Raw genomic sequence first — 18302 nt, forward strand, 5'->3', positions numbered from 1 at the left:
AATTATACCAAGGTTAAACGCGTTTGAAACCTTCTCCCAACACTTCAGAAGCGTCCATTGTGACGACGAAGGCAGAGGGGTCAATGGTTTTGACCAGTTGTTTCAGTTTTGTGAATTCTGTTTGATCGACCACGCACATAAGGATCGGGCGCTCATCGTCCGTATAACCACCGTATGCAGATAGTTTTGTCACACCACGATCGATTTTATTCAGGATTCCTTCACGGACTTCTTCCTGTCTGTTTGTAATGATAAGAGCCATTTTTGAACGGCTGATGCCGACTTGGACTAAATCAATCGTTTTACTGGTCACGTATAAGCCGATAAGGGCATATAAACCACGCTCGATGTCAAACACGATGGCTGCCGACAGAACGATCATTCCATCAATAAGCGCCACACACGTGCCAAGGGACAACCCTGTGAATTTGTTTACGATCTGGGCTGCAAGGTCCGTCCCTCCTGTAGATGCCTTACCTCGAAAGACAATTCCCAACCCCAATCCTACACCGATCCCGCCGAATAATGCGCCTAATAAAGGGTCCTCTGTCCATGGCTCCCAACTTTCTGTTAAAAACACCACTAATGGTAAGAAGACCGTACCGATGGCTGTTTTCACGCCAAATTGAAGGCCCAGGAAGATTAACCCTGCAATGAACAACGGAATATTAAATGCCCACTGAACAAAGGCTGGCTTCCAATCGAACAGACCTTTAAGGATGGTCGATATCCCGCTCACCCCTCCTGAAGCCACCTCATTCGGCAATAAGAATACATTAAACGCAATAGCCACAATCGTTGACCCAAACACAACAAACAAATACTCTAACAACTTCTCTTTCCGTGGATTAAATGCCTGCTCACGACGTCTCTCCTTCAAACCCATCCAGTACGACTCCTTTAACCTATGTATTTATAGTATGAGTACAACCTCTTCCTTTATGCAGAGGGACGAACCTCTTATCACGGATCCTGCCTCGTCTTTTGAGATTAGGGTTGTTCACCAATAGTCTTTTCTAATGACCGCAGAGGTAATGAATTGAGATGATAAATAGACATATCAACCCTTCAAACACGCTCTGTATCAACCTTTGAGAGTATAGCATGGGTACTTGGAGGTGTAAATGACACTTCAATACCGTGGTAAAGCACTAATGGATTGGGGTGCAGCGGTGAGGGACGGACCTTGGATAATGGGGGGCGGATAACAGAATATCGGACTTTCACTAAGAAAAATTTAGATTCGACCTTCTGCAAAGGGGATAATGGCAGTCGTTGGTATGTACTTATTCATCTATGTAGAGTATATTCCAAGCCCTCATTTATACATATAATGGAAGAACTTCATCACTCTTTGAGGTCCGTCCCTAAATAAATTTAGAAAAAAGCTGAACCCTCCATTGGATAGGTGGGTTCAGCTTGAGAATGATTATTGAATTTTGGAACGCAGGTAGGCATTGATGAATGGGTCGATGTCGCCGTCCATGACGCCTTGTACGTTACCGGATTCAGTGTTGGTTCTGTGGTCTTTGACCATTGAATATGGGTGGAATACGTATGAGCGGATCTGACTTCCCCATCCGATTTCCTTTTGTTCTCCACGAATTTCCGCAAGCTCTTGCTCTTGTTCTTCGATTCGCTTCTGATAAAGCTTGGCTTTAAGCATTTTCATGGCTGACTCACGGTTCTTGATCTGAGAACGCTCAGATTGGCAGGTTACCACGACATTCGTCGGTAAGTGAGTGATACGGACAGCCGAGTCCGTCGTATTGATGTGCTGTCCACCGGCCCCACTTGCACGATACGTGTCGATTTTCAGGTCTTCCGTACGGATTTCGATTTCGATTTCTTCATTAAACTCAGGCATGACTTCACAAGATACGAAAGAAGTGTGGCGACGGCCTGAAGAATCGAATGGAGAAATACGCACAAGACGGTGTACGCCCTTTTCAGCTTTTAAATATCCATACGCATTGTGACCTTTAATCGCAAGGGTGACACTTTTGATCCCGGCTTCATCACCTGGAAGATAATCAAGTGTTTCAACTTTGAAGCCACGTTTTTCTCCCCAACGTGTGTACATGCGAAGAAGCATGGAGCCCCAATCCTGAGACTCGGTTCCACCTGCACCTGGGTGCAGCTCAAGGATCGCATTATTCTTATCATGTTCTTCACTTAGAAGAAGCTGAAGCTCGTAGTCATTTAGTCGTTTGACTAAATCACCCAGCTCCTCTTCAAGGTCCTTTTGAAGTTCTTCGTCCGGCTCTTCTTTGATCAGTTCAAGGGTCAGCTCAAGGTTTTCATGGGATTCAAGCAATGATTTGTACTCATTTACGAGATCCTTCAAACCGTTTCCTTCATTGATTAATCCTTGTGCTTTCTGCTGATCATCCCAGAAATCGGGTTGAACCATGATTTCGTCAAGTTCTTGGATTCTCGCCTCTTTGTTTTCTAAGTCAAAGAGACCCCCTGAAGTCCGCTAATGTCTTAGCTGATTTTTCTAACTCTGCTCTGATTTCTGATAGTTCCATGTGTGGTCACCTCTATAGTTATTTGGGTTGTTCATTTATTTTGTATAGTTGATACGTGGAATGGAGTGGCATGTTTCTATTAGAGAGTGCTGGTTGATTTCCGCTCCAGGTGTTCGCTTTCCGCGGGGCGTGAGTTGAGCCTCCTCGGGCTTTGCCCTGCGGGGTCTCAACATTCCAGCTCCGGCGGCTAGCCCCTCGAGATCATAAGCTAAATGGTCCAAGAAGGCAAAGAACGCCTTCCCGGCCCATTCAGCTTATGCTTGTCGGGGCTGTGCGAGCCGCCTCCGCTTTTCGTACTTTCCCGCTATTCCCGCAGGAGTCGAGCACCTTCCGCTCCAATCAAGTTTAAAGTCATGCTTTCACATAACTTATTAATAAAACTCTAGTAGAAGAAAACATCCAATCATTAGTAAAATCTTTCCCAGGCATCCATTAAAAACGGAAAAGTACCTGGCACTTATTTTATCAAAATAAGCACCAGGTAGCATCTTTTTATTTATCCAGTTATGCCGTGGCAGTGTTTGTACTTTTTGCCGCTTCCGCATGGGCATGGGTCGTTGCGCCCTACGTCTTCTTGCTTGCGAACTGGTTGTTTCTTAGCCTTACCGCCTTCTTCTTTCGGGTTCACCGCTTGACCTTTGGCTACTTCCTGACGTTCAAGATTGTTGCGGATTTCAGCTTTCATGACGTATTTTGCCACGTCTTCTTCGATTGCGAGCACCATGCTTTCAAACATGGCAAACCCTTCATGCTGGTATTCACGCAGTGGATCGGTTTGACCGTATGCACGCAGGTGGATACCCTGGCGCAATTGATCCATCGCATCGATATGGTCGATCCATTTCGTATCAACCGCACGTAGCAGGATGACTTTTTCAAACTCGCGCATTTGCTCCGGCGTGAGCTGTTCTTCTTTTTCATCGTAACGATGCTTCACGTCTTCATAGATCAGATCCATCATTTCTTCCGGTTCTTTTCCGCGAAGATCATCGACTGTCACATCGTCTTCAGGAAGAAGATTGGCGTTCACATAATCAACGATTCCTTGAAGATTCCAGTTTTCCATGTCTTCTTCTGCTGTATGGGCTGCTACCTGACGCTCGATGGCTGATTTGATCATGCCTTCAACAATGTCACGAAGGTTTTCAGAGTCGATTACTTCATTACGCTGTTTATAGATGATTTCACGTTGTTGACGTAATACATCATCGTATTGCAGAAGCTGTTTACGAGCATCGAAGTTGTTTCCTTCCACTCGTTTCTGGGCCGATTCAACGGCACGGCTGACCATTTTACTTTGGATTGGCTGCGTATCATCCATTCCAAGGCGTTCCATCATGCTCTTCATATTGTCAGAGCCGAATCGACGCATCAGTTCATCTTCCATAGAAAGATAGAACTGGGTCACACCGGGATCTCCCTGACGTCCGGAACGTCCACGAAGCTGATTATCGATACGGCGTGATTCATGACGCTCGGTCCCGATAACGGCAAGACCGCCACGTTCGATGACGCCTTCTCCAAGCTTGATATCCGTACCACGGCCGGCCATGTTTGTCGCGATCGTTACAGCACCAGGCTGACCCGCTTCCAAAATGATTTCCGCTTCACGGCCATGATTTTTCGCATTCAATACATTGTGGCGTACGCCTTTTTTCGTCAATAGTTTAGAGATAAGCTCTGACGTTTCAACGGCAACCGTACCAACCAGAACAGGCTGTCCTTTTTCATGACGCTCTTTGATATCCTCGACTACTGCAAGGAATTTCCCTTCTATAGAAGCATAGATCAGATCGGCACGGTCATCACGGACGATCGGCTTGTTTGTCGGAATCACAATAACGTTCATATTGTAGATATTACGGAACTCTTCCTCTTCCGTTTTCGCCGTACCGGTCATACCGGAAAGCTTTTCGTACATACGGAAGTAGTTCTGGAACGTGATCGTTGCCATCGTCATACTTTCGTTCTGGATTTCAAGGCCTTCTTTTGCCTCGATCGATTGGTGAAGTCCGTCACTGTAACGACGACCTTTCATCAGACGTCCTGTGAAAGAGTCAACGATGACGATTTCGCCTTCCTGAACCACATAGTCCACATCACGGTGCATGCTGACGTGAGCTTTTAATGCTTGATTGATATGATGGTTCAGGGTTACATGTGAAATATCAAAAAGGTTATCAATGTGGAAGGATCTTTCCACTTTGCTGATTCCGTCTTCCGTTAATTGAACACCTTTTGTTTTTTCATCATATGTGTAATCTTCATCTTTTTTCAGCGTACGTACGACGGCATTGGCCTGGATATAAAGCTGAGGCGTGCGCTGTGCGTTACCGGAAATGATCAGAGGTGTACGTGCTTCATCGATTAAAATCGAGTCAACCTCATCGATTACGGCAAAATGAAGCGGACGCTGCACCATTTGATCTTTGTACAGGACCATATTGTCACGAAGGTAGTCGAATCCGAATTCGTTATTCGTACCATATGTGATATCCGCTTTGTATGCTTCACGCTTTTCGTCTTTGGACATAGAGTTTAAGTTCAGACCTACAGAGAGTCCCAGGAAATTATAAAGCTTGCCCATTTCCTCAGCATCACGGCTGGCCAGGTATTCATTGACTGTGATAACGTGAACGCCTTTTCCAGTGATGGCATTCAAGTACACAGGCATAGTCGCTGTCAGCGTTTTACCTTCACCGGTTTTCATCTCGGAGATGTTCCCTCCATGCAGGGAGGCACCACCCATAAGCTGAACGCGGTAAGGGTACTGACCCAACACGCGGCGCGCGGCTTCCCGTACGACAGCAAAGGCTTCAACCAGCATATCCTCCAGGTCTTCACCCTTTTGGTAACGCTCCTTGAAACGCTCCGTTCTTTCACGGATTTCATCATCCGTCAAACGCTCCATATCGGGGCCTAATTCTTCTATTTGATCAGCCAGTTTTTCCAGCCTCTTTATTTCTCTTTTATTCGCATCGAATACTTTGTTTAATAGACCAAGCATGTATAAACGCTCCTTTATCTGTGTTTAAATGAGAGCCGAACGTCACTAATATAACAAATGAAAATGAAATTCAGATGAGATTGTCGAAAACTCATGTAAAAACTCACCATCATCAGCTTCCAATCACTCTACGTTAAAATTCGCTACAAAATCCAAATATCCTCCCACAAAAACACGATATATTCCCTACCAATCTTACCACTATCCTATATGGGTTACAACTCAAGGAGGGACGGACCTCCCAACCTCACCCGTTTCAATGGTTGGATGCTGCACTATCAGCCCGTGTTCGTGGATGGATCAAGTGTTGCGAGTGATGAGGGACGGACCTCACCTACTTCATCAATCCATCAAGGATTGGCGACTTTAAAGCAATTCCATATATAATTGGTGAAAGGTGAGGTCCGTCCCCCTAAAACAAAAAAGCCGCCTATGCAGGCGACTTTTAGGTGTTTTGTATTGGTCAGGCTTTGGTTGCTTTCAGTAGTTCGTAGACGGTGTCCTGGTAGCTTTCCCAGATTTGTTTGCTTCGTCTTGAGATGCTGTTGGCTGAGACATCGAAGTATTCTGCCAGTTCCTTTTGGACGTGGCGGATACTGATTTCGTCGATGTTTTTCGCCATGTCCACCAGTGCTCCGGAGTAAATTTTCGGATTACGGATCGTTGGGCGCTCTGTGTAAAAGTATTTTTCCAATACGGCTACGAGCAGCTCACTTTCTTCTTTGTCTTCCCCTTTTTCAGTCAGGAAGTTTTGAAGGGATGTGATTGCTTCAACGTATTCCGGAGTTCTCCAGATTTCTACTCCTTCGATCGCTTCTTCGGATTTCTGATCCGAATCTTTGGAAGTGTCTCTTTCATCCGTGGCTTTAGTAGATGCTGCTGCTTTACCGCCCTTCTTCTTCTCGGCACTATAAAGAACGAATCCCACATCCGCTATTTCCAAGTACTGCCCTGAAAGGTAATCATGCAGACTTCCAAACTCTCCTTGTTCAAAGCGGATCTTGACCAGTTCCATCGCTGCTTTCTCAATCGCAGGATAAATGAAGTATTGAGCGAATGGAAGATACTTGTCCCCATTCGGCAACAACAGCCCCAAGAAGAAACTATTCTCTTCCAGCTTACCGAATTTTTCCGTTACAATCAGCACATCACCAGAGAGGGCTTCTTCCACACGTAACGTATTGTCATCCAGCTTCTCGACTGAACCTGCCGTCACGCGAACGTTTTTCCACGACTCCAGTACTTCAGCGGTCTGAGGACGAGTCACCGTGCTCAACTGCTTATCAACAAATCGTTCAATCAAACGAACACCGTCGGCATCCTTTTGAGTCGCTCCGTACCAGCTGACAAATGCCATTTCATAAATATCCGGATCCGCTTGCATCAGATCCATCTTCGCCAAGTAATGATGATAGGATTCTTCCATCTCTGTTGACTGCGCCGTAGCAATATAATCATAAAGTTGCGCCTGAAGCACATCCAGCTCCTGACTCACCAACGTATCTATATTCACAACATTTTCTTTTTCACAGCATTTCTTATATTTTTTCCCACTGCCGCATGGGCATGGTTCATTTCTTCCGACTGTACTCATGTTTGTATTTACCTCCAACTTCTTGAGTCCCGTACACAAATGTTCATTATATAACATTTGTGACGTTCCTTAAACTGTTTTAGAACAAGAAAAAAGAACCAATCGCTTTTGGACCGGTTCTTTAATGATCTATCGTCCTTGTTTTTTCATATAATCCAAGACATCTAAATCGATATAATTCTCATCCTGCTCCCGCATTTCAAAGTTCTCGGTGTGGAGATAGTCTTTCAAACTCTGATGAAGGGACTGTCTTTCTTTTGCATAGCCAAGACGGGTAAGTTCCCGCTCAACTTCATCGTGGATTTCACCTTCCAGTAATACGACTCTACCAGGATCTGATTCTTTAAAATAGAGCTGATGCAACAGATAGATTCGCTTCAGTTCCTTAATAGGAGACGCGTGATCATCCACCCTGAGATCGATGTACCGATCATTGAAGCCACCATATCCACCGCTTTCCTTCACCACTAGAAGCGCAGCAGACTGCATACCCCGGGAATCACCTCCCGCTTCCTGACCGGCATCGAGTGCATGGAGTAATCGTTCAGCCAGCGATCCGGTCGTCGACTCAAATGTCTCCGCCATCGCCTTTACGGTATTTTCATCAACTAAAATATTCCCTTGGGCAGCAAAGTGCTTTCCTATTTGTCCTCCAGCCCAATCATAGCAGCCTTCTCCTGTGAAAGTAGCAGGGTTGCCTCCAGCATCAATCAAACCTACTTGACGTAAAGGACGCTCCGGATCATCCTGTGTGATGATATCAAGCGCTTCCTCTGCCGTCTTTCCTTCTTCCATTAATTGAAGTGCGTGGGGTCCGTACGAGGTATTCGCGTATGACTGAGTCGCCACGGCCCCTACACCCGCTTTCGCAAAAGGTACGACGGATCCAACACCGAGGAATTTGGATTGAACCGCAATCCCCCACTCTTTTTCTTCCGGGTCATAGCCTACAATGGAATATGTCATGGTGATGTCCTCCTTAAGTTTTCTATTACCATCTTCCTATCTTTGAGGGTGAAAACATAATGTCTACCTACAAACTTCTACAATAATTGTCAAAAATCCTTTTTATCAAAAAGATCCTGCAGTCATGTAGACCGCAGGATCTCCTCATCAAATAGTTAGTTCGTTTCAATCAAGCCATACTTCCCATCACGACGCTTGTACACAATATTCGTCGCGTTTGTCTCTGCGTCCGTGAAAATGAAGAATGTGTGACCCAGCATGTTCATCTGCAAGATCGCTTCTTCACTGTCCATCGGCTTAAGATTGAACTGCTTCGTTCTTACTACTTCCGTATCGTCCTCTTCCTCCAATTCCACGGCAGCTGCGCCGTTAGGAGAAACATGATTCAGATCTTCCTGAGCCGCGAAGAATTCCTTCGGGCTGCCCTTTTCACGCATTTTACGGTTCACTCTCGTTTTATGTTTGCGAATTTGACGCTCCAATTTATCTACAATCAGATCAATGGCCGCATACATATCTGCGTTGCGTTCCTCTGCACGTAGCACTAATTGCGGCATTGGAATAGTCACTTCAGTTTTCGTATTTTTATCAGGATACACTTTTAAATTAACATGTACATTTGCATCAGGAGTTTCATTAAAGTAACGGTCTAGCTTGCCAATCTTCTTCTCCACGTGTTCGCGAATCGCTGGAGTTACCTCAATGTTCTCGCCTCGAATGTTGTAGTTCAACATGTAAACTCCTCCTTTTAAAAATAAAGCTATGTTTATATATTCTCCATTCCCTTGATTATTCCTTCTTAAACTTTCTAAATTTTTTGTCAATTTTTCGTAAAGTTTGTAATGTGGTGTCGAAAGTGTTGATGGGTGCGGGATTGGAGAATGAAAGAGTGAGGTGATGGTTGCGAGTATGTAGGGTTCACCTTTGGCTCTTTCTATTATTATTTTCTCACTTTTTGAGGAGATTAAACGGTGGGAATTTGGAGGTTTTGTGAATGGTTTGGGGCGGATTTGTGAATGAGGTTGATTGGCATTGGTGTTTTAAATTTAGTACCTGGTACAATTACTTTGGATTGTACCAGGTACAATGACTAACAAATGCACCTCGTACAAAATGAAATAAACAGTTATATCGGCTGGTTCCAATCCTTAATATTAAATTTTGTTTCTACATAAAATTTATATTTCTCGTTTGGATGATCACCAAGATTTGAAAGAATCTTTTGAGTATCGACAATTGATTTATAACCTGCATTTATAAAACTCTTATAGCTGCTCCAATTATAGTCTTCTGGTTGTTTAGAGTACTTGGATTTCACCGGGTTCAAATGAATGTAACTACTTGTATCGATAAGCTGCTTAGAATTATTAATTAGCTTGGCATAATATCGGTCCTGAAACACATGACCAATATAGTTGTATTTCCGGTTAAAATACCTAGCATAAATGGAATGAATGTAATGGATAATCTCTGAAGGAGAGTCATCGAGTGTCCCAATTATGAGATGAACATGATTGGGCATGAGGCAATACGAATGGAGAATGAATGGAGTTTTTTCTTTTGCTCTTTGTACTAATCCTAAATAATGATTAAAATCTTTTCTATCTCGAAAAAGATTATTCTTCCTGTTACCTCGTGCGGTTATGTGATAAATAGCTCCAGGATACCAGACCCTATGATTTCTTGTCATTAAATCTTCCTCTCTTTAATAAAGTTACAACTTTTATTCTTATTCGACATGATTCGAAATTTCCCTTCTCATATGTGTGTGAAAGTTGATATGTACCTGGTACATCTGGACCTTTTTGTACCAGGTACATATCTGACCTCTTGTACCAGGTACAAATTGGATTCATTGTACCTGGTACAAGAGAGAACTAAACATCCACATCCCGCCGACCAAAAAACCACCCCGCCAATCCACCAAATCCAATCAGATACACCACAATCACACCAACAGAAAACAAAAACGTCATCCCTTCAAAAGGAGGTGTGCCGAAGAAATACTGCTGCAGATCCGTGTTTGCAAACAACAAATACTTCCCCCACTCCATTCCCCTCTCGTTCATTACAAGTAAGAATGTCCCTGCAGAGAATGTCAGAAAGATAGTCGATCCAATGGCAAAAGAACCGCTTCTCGTCAGTACAGATAGAGTGAAAGCAAAGGAACAAATCACGACCAACTCAAGAAATCTCAGCACATAAGCCCCCGCTACAATAAAAACGTTCAAGCTGAAGTCAAAGAAGCTGTCGTAGAACCAGAGTATGCCCAGTATGGACGAAAATAAGAAATGTGCGGTTGTCAGAAGTGTTGCTATGACAACGACCGTTAAGTATTTTGAGAGCAATATTCTCACACGGTTGACAGGGCGAATGAGCAGCAGCTTGATGGTACCTGTCGAAAACTCACTGGATACGATGTCGCCTGCTATGATGAGGCAGAAGACTTGGAGGACAATGAGCAGGTTTGAACTGATTCGCATGTATTCCCAGAAGGAGAATTGGATTCCATCGAATAGCATGTAGACGAAAAGGGATGCGATGGAGTTGATGAATACGATGACTCCAATGGAAATCCACATGCGGGGACGGGATAGTTGTTTTATGAGTTCATTGGTTATTAGGTTGATCATATGTCTTCATCCGTTTCGAACTTGATTTGCCAGTTTCTTGGGAGCCACTCTCAAATAGCCTTCGTGAATCAAGGCTTCAATCGCTTGCCTTCCTACTTCCTCGGTGTCTACTAACACCCAGCCATGTCTTCCGATGTACGGGGCTTTCGTGTAACCTGGCTGTTCCAGTAAAATTTCTTGCGTGGTGGGGAGGGTTTTAATAGATAAGGAGAGATTGTTCTCCTCGCCAATGATCACAAATGGCTTGTCCTTCACCCGGAAGGAAGTGTGGCCGAAGCCGTCTATATGTTCATGGACTTCAGGATAGGTTACGCAAAGACTTCTGATTTCATCTACCAGACTATTTTTCATACCGGCTTCCCTCCAGCATTTTTTCTATTATTATAGCATGAGAGTATTTGGAAATAGAAAAAAGCCTCGCATATTGGCCGAGGCTTTATTTCTTTTTATCGTAGAACATTCCGTCGTATTGTAAGGATTCGTATGGATTTGCATATTTCTGAACGGAGGTTCTTTTCCTGGATAACCCGTTCATGTCCCGTTTTATTGAAGACTGCAATTGTGAGAGTTCCTTATCTATTTCTTGACTCCATGTGATCATTTGCTTTCCAAGCACTTGCTCCTCTTCGGTAAAAGGGGGCCTGATCGCTGTGATTAAACTTTGTCTTTTATCTAAAAGAGACTCTATTGTTTCGATCGTGAATTCTCGATTTTCTATGTGTTCCAACGCTTCTTTCAATTGCTTCGTAATGGTGTGACAACGAACGACCGAGCTCACGCCTGTCCCACCTGACCCCCGTGCTGCTTTTGACGGTTCAGCTGAATGACTTCTTTCCACGTGTCGCGGAACTCTGTGATGAGGCCTTCCACTTCTTCTAAAATAGAAGCATCATTCTTGATATTGGCTTCCGTCAGACGGCGATTGATGTAGTCGTATAGGGACATTAAATTTTTCGATACTTCAAGATCCATGTTTAACGTAACCATCAGCTCATTCACGATGGCCTGTGTCTTCTGGATATTTGTATTCTTCAGTTCAATATTCTTATCTTCCATCGCTTTTTTCGCTATATGGATGAATTTAAGGCTTCCGTTATAGAGCATAAGGGTGAGTTCACCTGGTGACGCGGTGTTAACCGAGTTGTTCTGGTATGCTGCATAAGGGTTGTTGATGGCCATAGTGACACTCCTTTAGGTATGATTAGCCGCCAAATTGGTTCATGAGGAACATGGATTGCTGGTTTGAACGCTGGATCGCTTTTTCCATGGCGGTGAATTGGCGCCAATAGCGGTCTTCGACTTGGATCAGACGATTTTCAAAGCGATTCATTTGATTGTCCATATTGTTCAATAGGCGACCAAGGGTAAATGTATTATTTGTACTGGATGCTTTTCCGGCTTTTTTCTCAATGCTGTCCATTGTATTTTTCAACGTTTCACGAAGACGACGGGCTATTCCCTGCTCACCTGGAGTCTCTCCATTTTTCGCAAAAATTTCGTATAGAGCATTCGGATCTTTTGATATTGCTTCTTTCAGCTTGCTCTCATCAATGATCAGCTTTCCACGGTCAAGGTAGTTACTTGATGTTTTGATTCCTATTTGCGCCAGCTGGTCGACTCCTGATGTACCGCCTAAAACTGGTGTGTACATGTCTGTACGCATTTTGTTCAGACCCGATGTTAAGACGGAATCATTCCGAAGCGTCCCACTACGGGACTTTTCTTCCCATAATTCGATTTCTTTTTCTTCCATCGACTCTTTTTGTTCAGCCGTCAATGGTTGGAAATCCCGGTATTTCTTTTCGTTCATTTCACCGTTTACTTTTTCGATGAGTTTGTTGTATTCGTCGACGAACTTGACGATTTTCTCTAGTATTTTATCCGTGTCAGGCTGTGACGCGAAGGTTACATTGGTATTGGATGCGTTTTTCAATGTTAATTCAAAGCCGTTGATCGTGAACGTATTGGACGAACGTTCAGTCGCCATTCCATTATATGTGAATTTGGCATTCTCTCCAATGGATCCTCTATTATTAGCCACGGCAGTAGCATTGTCAGCATCAAGCTTCAGGTGGGTAGTAAACAGATCTCCCTGCAGTTCAATTTCAGCACCGCCGGCATTGGCACCTGTATTCTTACTCATGACAGACATTTGCTTTGTGTGCTGGTCATAGAACATAGTGACGCCGGTCTGCGCATTGATCTTCGCGATTAAACTGTCCAACGTTTCATCTTCAGCATTAAATTTGATTTCGGTAAAATCAGCCGCCATCGTTCCGTCTGCTTTGATTGCCTTTACTTTGATGCTCTGCTCACCCGTCATCCCGAACGATTCACTCAACTTCTTTTTGGGATCAACTGCTCCCCCATCAGACTGGGTAATCGCCGAGCTGTACATAGTAGCGGCAGTAGCTAACTTTTCCACATTCAATGTTCCTGAGAAGTCGGTGGTAGAATTGATATTCTTAACGGACACTTCATTCGGGTTCGACACAGATACCGTTTTCTGAGTGTACGTCCCCTGCTTCATTACTCCGTCAAAAATTAGATTACTAAAATCAAACATCATTTTATTCATGTCACGGTAATCATCCCGCTGCCATTCTAGGAATTGTTTCTTCTGTTCCAGTTTATCCAAAGGAATCCGCTCTGCCTTCATCAGGTCTTTAATGATTTGATCCGTGTCCATGCCACTGGCAAGTCCACCAATTCTCATATCAGCCATATGTATCTCCTTCCGCTAAATCTTCTTATCGACCATCAAACCAACAAATTCCGTCATCGCCGCATGCATATCAAGAATCTTCTTTGCTGGTATTTCTTTCACTATTTCATGCGTACGATCATCCACGATCGTCACATAATATTCCTGTAATTTATCATGAAATTCAAATTTGAGGTGTGTATTCGAAGTGGACATAAACTCATTCATCCCGTGGACGACATCTACCATCTTTTCTTTTGTGACAGGTTCTTTGGTTGAGGTTTCTTCATGGTGTCGTGCCTGTGCTTGAATTTGTTTCACTTCTTCACTGGTTTGGTTCTCTAATCTAGTAAATGATTGTATTCCTGAAACTTTGCCTGTCACTTTATCAATCATCGTTTGATCCTCCTGGGGGTTATATGGGTTATATCGGAATTTGGTGGGGAAAGTTTAGTAGTTAGATATCCTATTCATTTTTTATAAGTAAAAAAGAGACCCTATTACTAGAGCCCCTCTTAGAAAAATTAACGAAGAAGTTGTAAAACCCCTTGTGGTTGTTGGTTCGCTTGCTTTGCGACTATGTCTTTCGATCATAGAATAGACTATATCTTCACCCTTATTTTTTAAGGGGCTGGGCACTTCGAACAGCTTTTGCTGCCCTACGAGATTCATAATCATAGCTTTGCCTTAGACCGTGTTCTCTAGTCGTTGAACCTTCTCCAGAGTTTCCTCACAGGAGCTTGGCTGCTGATTATCCATTGGTGCATCTCTATCATTTTCCGACCATTCCGCCTACTGTTTCCAGTTTCGTTGTGGTTGATAAAGCTTTAGGAAGTTCCAGCAATTCACCCAGTAATACTCCAGCTCGTTACCAAACTGGACGCCCTCTAATCAACTATCTCAGAAGTTGTAAAACTCCTTGAGGCATTTGATTGGATTGAGCTAACATTGCTTGCGCTGCTTGAGAAAGAATAGAATTCTTTGTTTGGTTCATCATTTCTTTCGCCATCGTGCGAACATTTACTTTCATAAATGACCAGACTATATCTTCACCCTTTAGCAGGGGTTGGGCACTTCGGATCCACAATGCTGATGACCACTGTTTCACCTACGGATTTCATCACCATAGCTTGCGCCTTAGATGGTCTATCCTAGTCGTTGAACCTTCTCCACTCTTTCAAGACAGGAGCTTGGCTGCTGATTGCCCAATCTCTTCTTTTGTTAAAGCCATCACGCTTGTCGTTTCCAACTACGTTGTGGCAAGAAGAGCTCTAAGGGGTTTCCAGCAATTCACCCAATTATGATCTCTAGCCGTTACCAGCCAGGACGACTGTGCTTGTCGCTGTTTAGGCAGCTAAAGCATAATCTACGTCACGGATGCGAGATTCCGCTGCAGTTAGGTTTTCAGAAGAAGTATTTAAGTTGTTAATAGTGTGTTCTAATCGGTTTTGTTGAGCACCAAGTGAACTTCTCTGTGCAGAAACTTTTTGAATCGCATTGTTTACAGTCTCAATAGCTGTTGCTGCACCGAACTTACTTGAAACGTCGAGATCTTTTACGCCAAGTGCTGAAGCCTTCATATCTTTAATTGAAATAAAAGAGGTTTGTCCTGCATTTGCTCCAATTTGAGTCATAATTGAACCCGCTAAATCACTACTAGCATCTTCTTGCTTCCCAAATACTAAAGTTACACTTTCTCCGACCTTCATTTTCCCATCAAAGCTATCAGCTGCTAAAGTAGTACCTCCAGTAACTACAGCACCAGCTATAGTAATTGTATCATCTGCGGATACAGAAACATCAGTAGTAACCTTACCATCTGGACCATATACTTTGTAATCCGCTGCATCAAATCCAGTTGTTGCTGCATCCCCAGTTCTAACTATCATGTATGCCCCATCTTTTAATGCTTTTGTAGCATCAGTTGATGCAGTTGTATTTAATCCATCAATTGCAGTTTTTGTAATAGTGACTCCTGAATTGTTATTAACTGCTGCACTACCAGCAATTCGCTCAGTAACACCTTTGGCTGAACCGTCTAATAACTTTTTAGTATTAAACTCAGTTGTGTTACCAATACGATCTACTTCTGAAATTAATTGTTTTACTTCCGCTTGAAGTTCTTTTCTATCTGCATCTGTATTTGTATCATTGGAAGACTGAACAGCTAATTCTCTCATACGTTGAAGAATATCATGGGTTTCGTTTAAAGCACCCTCAGCAGTTTGAATTAAAGAAATTGAATCTTGAGCGTTACGAGACGCTTGTTCTAATCCACGAACTTGACCACGCATTTTTTCTGAGATTGCAAGACCTGCTGCATCATCTCCAGCTTTGTTAATACGAAGTCCAGAAGATAGTTTCTCCATTGATTTAGCTTGTGCTCCAGAAGCACTATTCAACTGACGATAAGTATTCAAAGCCGCAATATTATGATTAATTCTCATACCAATATTTCCTCCTTGAAATCAAGCCCACATCCATGTGAACTATAAAAGTTTAGTAGTCTGCAACGAGTCACAAAGGTCGGCCGCCCTCCTCCTCATTGCTTACACTACTAATATCGGTCGATTTTACTAGTGTTTAATAGTTTGAGAAAAATAATTACTCATTTTTTGGTAATAGATTGAAAAGGTTGTCAATTCCTTTCGAAGCCTCGGTGTTTTCTTCTTGAATTGAAAGGTAGACTTCTTTCCTGTGAATGTCGACGTTCTTCGGGGCATTGATACCCAGTTTGACCTGATCCCCTTTTACAGAAATGACCGTCAGCTCAATATCATCCCCAATCTGAATGCTTTCTCCCGTTTTCCTTGTCAGTACTAGCATCCCCTCACCCCTTCTTTCCTGCTGGCTGAGCAAAGATCAGGTGCTTGATTTGGTAGTCTGTGTTGTTCAGGATGACTTGTTTTCCTTTGCGATTTGCCAGATTGATAATAATCGGAGCCTGGAGATTTGCGGTTGATTCATGAAGGGTTTCCCGTACAGTCAAAATAGAAAGCACCTGCACCTCTTTTTCGGAAGGGTTTTCTAGTAACTCCACACTCGCCTGATCCAATTCAAAGTCATATTCTTTAAAGAATACAAACGGATCCGTGACCACGAATCCAAGTTGGGGTGTCGTCACCGATTGCAGGATATGAAACCATTCATTTTCAGGTAAGGGCAATAATATAAACTGCTTTTCATCTCCAAATCCGGGAATTCCGTGTTCAAATATCAGGACTTCCTCTGAATGGATGTCAATGGCGCCGTGGTATTTTGTATCTATGTTCATCCTTCTCATTCCTTCGTTTTATATTTCTTGTTCGTAGTTGATGCCGACATGCTTCAAGTTCGCGAAGTCGATTTGTAAATCGGCGTATCGTTTCAGGCTGATGTCGACTTTGGCAGGCGTATAGTGGATGGTCGGTTTCTGTGGACGAGTATTATTGATTACTCTTTGAGGTTCGAAGTTCACTCTGACACTTCCCGGATCATACCCGATCTTGACGCTTCCGAGAGATGGAATCCAGCCAATATTAAAGTCGTATATAGGGTTTTCGCTGTTTCGTTTTGCCTGGGCTGCTATCGCGTTTCCTCCATGTTCAATCATCATGAGTTCATCGCCGTCCTGGGCCACCCGGGCAAGCCCCCGTAACCAATCTTCGTACCCTTGTTGGGAGTATTCTTCTATCCTGCGGCGCACGGATTTCAAATCCATGTCTGCCCTTGCCTCTGTTTGATCGATGGTTAATCTGGATGGTCTCCGTTCAATCTCCATTTTCCCGGCTGGCTGTTGGATATCGAGTTCTGCTTTGGGTTGTTCGATATCCATTCGTCCCGGAGTCGTGTGGATCCCGAGTTCCGCGGGAGTTGATTGTAATCGTATTTGTGGGATGTTCATGAGTATTCACCTCCAAAGAAAAAGGGACGAACCCTTAAGGTGACAAAACACCTTAAAGGGTCAGTCCCCTTGCTTTTATCGTAAGAAATCCATCAATGTCGGCTGCATGATTCTTGCCCCTACACTGAGGGCGGCACGGTGGACACTTTCCTGGGTTTTCAGGTCGGTGATAACCCGTTCGATATCGGCGTCTTCGTTATCCGAAAGAATACGGCTGGCGGTCACTTCCTGCTGTGCCAATCGGTCATCGATCATTTCCAGCCTATTGTAGCGGGCGCCCAGGTCTGAACGTTCCGCTGAAAGTGTATTCATCACTTCATCCAAGTTCTCGAGTTCCGTATCAAGACTTGAAACATCTCCCGATTCCAATGCTTTTTGGATTGAGTGTACTGTATTGAATAATTGTTGACTAAAAACTTTTGATGGGTTGACGTTTGCTTTTAGTGATACGCCCTGTGACACTTCAATGGTGTATTCGCCGTTCGTCCCATTGAGTATGTTATCAGCTACCTTCGGGGCGGTCCCGTCTGCAGGTGATCCATCCTTCATTGGAGAATTCCCGACATCCGTTCCATTAAAGATGTATCGTCCTGCCACTTTTGTTTCAGCCACACTGACAAGGTCCTTTTTTATTTGTTCAATTTCAACGGCCACCGCTTTACGGTCTTCTTCACTCAGGGATCCGTTCTTCCCTTGCAGTGTCAATTCCCGCACACGCTGCAGTCCCTGATTGGCATGATCGATTCCGGACTCTGAATTTTCCATCCATAAGTAAAGTTCTGATAGATTCCTCTTATATTGTTCGATTCCCGTCAGATTGGAGCGATAGAACATGCCCTTCATGGCAACAACAGGATCATCGGAAGGCTTGGTAATTTTCTTCCCCGTCGCCAACTGGTCCTGCAGCTGCCCCATCCGTCCATAGGATGAACTGAGATTTCTCATCGAGTTCGCCGTCAACATACTTTGAGTTACACGCATATT

Annotated in this window: 18 protein-coding genes and 1 pseudogene; all 19 read right to left on the reverse strand. The window is 43.7% G+C overall.

The features are described 5' to 3' along the window. Positions 1–13: 13 nt before the first annotated feature. Complete coding sequence (locus TV75_RS08755; RefSeq protein ID WP_044338346.1) at positions 14–886, reverse strand: YitT family protein; 873 nt, start codon at positions 884–886, stop codon at positions 14–16. Positions 887–1429: 543 nt separating this feature from the next. Continuing rightward, positions 1430–2531 (reverse strand): peptide chain release factor 2 gene (prfB, locus tag TV75_RS08760; protein WP_156142358.1). Its coding sequence is split into 2 segments (ribosomal slippage): positions 1430–2458 and positions 2460–2531, totalling 1101 coding nucleotides; the frame shifts between segments, so codons are not numbered across the junction. A 496-nt stretch (positions 2532–3027) separates the two neighbouring features. Beyond that, positions 3028–5538: a preprotein translocase subunit SecA gene (secA, locus tag TV75_RS08765; RefSeq protein WP_044338348.1), complete on the reverse strand. Its 2511-nt coding sequence runs from the start codon at positions 5536–5538 to the stop codon at positions 3028–3030. A gap of 463 nt (positions 5539–6001) precedes the next feature. Beyond that, positions 6002–7132, reverse strand: coding sequence for a YecA family protein (locus tag TV75_RS08770; RefSeq protein ID WP_044338349.1), 1131 nt, complete (start codon positions 7130–7132; stop codon positions 6002–6004). A 129-nt stretch (positions 7133–7261) separates the two neighbouring features. Continuing rightward, complete coding sequence (locus TV75_RS08775) at positions 7262–8098, reverse strand: DUF1028 domain-containing protein (protein ID WP_044338350.1); 837 nt, start codon at positions 8096–8098, stop codon at positions 7262–7264. A 155-nt stretch (positions 8099–8253) separates the two neighbouring features. Then, on the reverse strand, positions 8254–8832 hold the full coding sequence (gene hpf, locus TV75_RS08780) for a ribosome hibernation-promoting factor, HPF/YfiA family (RefSeq protein ID WP_044338351.1): 579 nt from the start codon (positions 8830–8832) through the stop codon (positions 8254–8256). Positions 8833–9224: 392 nt separating this feature from the next. Further along, positions 9225–9788, reverse strand: coding sequence for an REP-associated tyrosine transposase (locus TV75_RS08785; protein ID WP_044338352.1), 564 nt, complete (start codon positions 9786–9788; stop codon positions 9225–9227). A gap of 187 nt (positions 9789–9975) precedes the next feature. Continuing rightward, positions 9976–10731 carry an ABC transporter permease gene (locus TV75_RS08790; RefSeq protein ID WP_052504472.1) on the reverse strand — a complete coding sequence of 252 codons (756 nt, stop codon included), beginning with the start codon at positions 10729–10731 and terminating at the stop codon, positions 9976–9978. Between the two features lie 6 nt (positions 10732–10737). Continuing rightward, a complete protein-coding gene (locus TV75_RS08795) occupies positions 10738–11082 on the reverse strand; it encodes an MmcQ/YjbR family DNA-binding protein (RefSeq protein ID WP_044338353.1) in 345 nt (114 codons plus the stop codon). An 85-nt stretch (positions 11083–11167) separates the two neighbouring features. Then, a complete protein-coding gene (locus tag TV75_RS08800; RefSeq protein WP_044338354.1) occupies positions 11168–11509 on the reverse strand; it encodes a flagellar protein FliT in 342 nt (113 codons plus the stop codon). Next, positions 11506–11910, reverse strand: a complete 405-nt coding sequence (gene fliS / locus TV75_RS08805) for a flagellar export chaperone FliS (RefSeq protein WP_044338355.1) — start codon at positions 11908–11910, stop codon at positions 11506–11508. Before fliS ends, TV75_RS08800 begins: the two co-directional genes overlap by 4 nt. Positions 11911–11932: 22 nt before the next feature. Then, positions 11933–13456: a flagellar hook-associated protein 2 gene (locus TV75_RS08810; protein ID WP_044338356.1), complete on the reverse strand. Its 1524-nt coding sequence runs from the start codon at positions 13454–13456 to the stop codon at positions 11933–11935. A 15-nt stretch (positions 13457–13471) separates the two neighbouring features. Further along, positions 13472–13831, reverse strand: a complete 360-nt coding sequence (flaG, locus tag TV75_RS08815; RefSeq protein ID WP_044338357.1) for a flagellar protein FlaG — start codon at positions 13829–13831, stop codon at positions 13472–13474. A gap of 499 nt (positions 13832–14330) precedes the next feature. Beyond that, positions 14331–14444 (reverse strand): annotated as a pseudogene (locus tag TV75_RS08820) (flagellin); the annotation flags it as partial. 337 nt (positions 14445–14781) lie between these two features. Next, positions 14782–15882 (reverse strand): flagellin, encoded by a 1101-nt coding sequence (locus TV75_RS22500; protein WP_052504473.1) that lies wholly within the window; start codon positions 15880–15882, stop codon positions 14782–14784. A gap of 157 nt (positions 15883–16039) precedes the next feature. Next, positions 16040–16261, reverse strand: a complete 222-nt coding sequence (gene csrA, locus TV75_RS08830) for a carbon storage regulator CsrA (protein WP_044338358.1) — start codon at positions 16259–16261, stop codon at positions 16040–16042. Between the two features lie 4 nt (positions 16262–16265). Beyond that, complete coding sequence (gene fliW, locus TV75_RS08835; protein ID WP_044338359.1) at positions 16266–16709, reverse strand: flagellar assembly protein FliW; 444 nt, start codon at positions 16707–16709, stop codon at positions 16266–16268. An 18-nt stretch (positions 16710–16727) separates the two neighbouring features. Further along, positions 16728–17318: a DUF6470 family protein gene (locus tag TV75_RS08840; RefSeq protein ID WP_044338360.1), complete on the reverse strand. Its 591-nt coding sequence runs from the start codon at positions 17316–17318 to the stop codon at positions 16728–16730. A 75-nt stretch (positions 17319–17393) separates the two neighbouring features. Further along, positions 17394–18299, reverse strand: a complete 906-nt coding sequence (gene flgL, locus TV75_RS08845; RefSeq protein ID WP_044338361.1) for a flagellar hook-associated protein FlgL — start codon at positions 18297–18299, stop codon at positions 17394–17396. Positions 18300–18302: the final 3 nt, after the last annotated feature.

The sequence above is a fragment of the Rossellomorea aquimaris genome (assembly GCF_000935355.1).
Taxonomy (GTDB): domain Bacteria; phylum Bacillota; class Bacilli; order Bacillales; family Bacillaceae_B; genus Rossellomorea; species Rossellomorea aquimaris_B.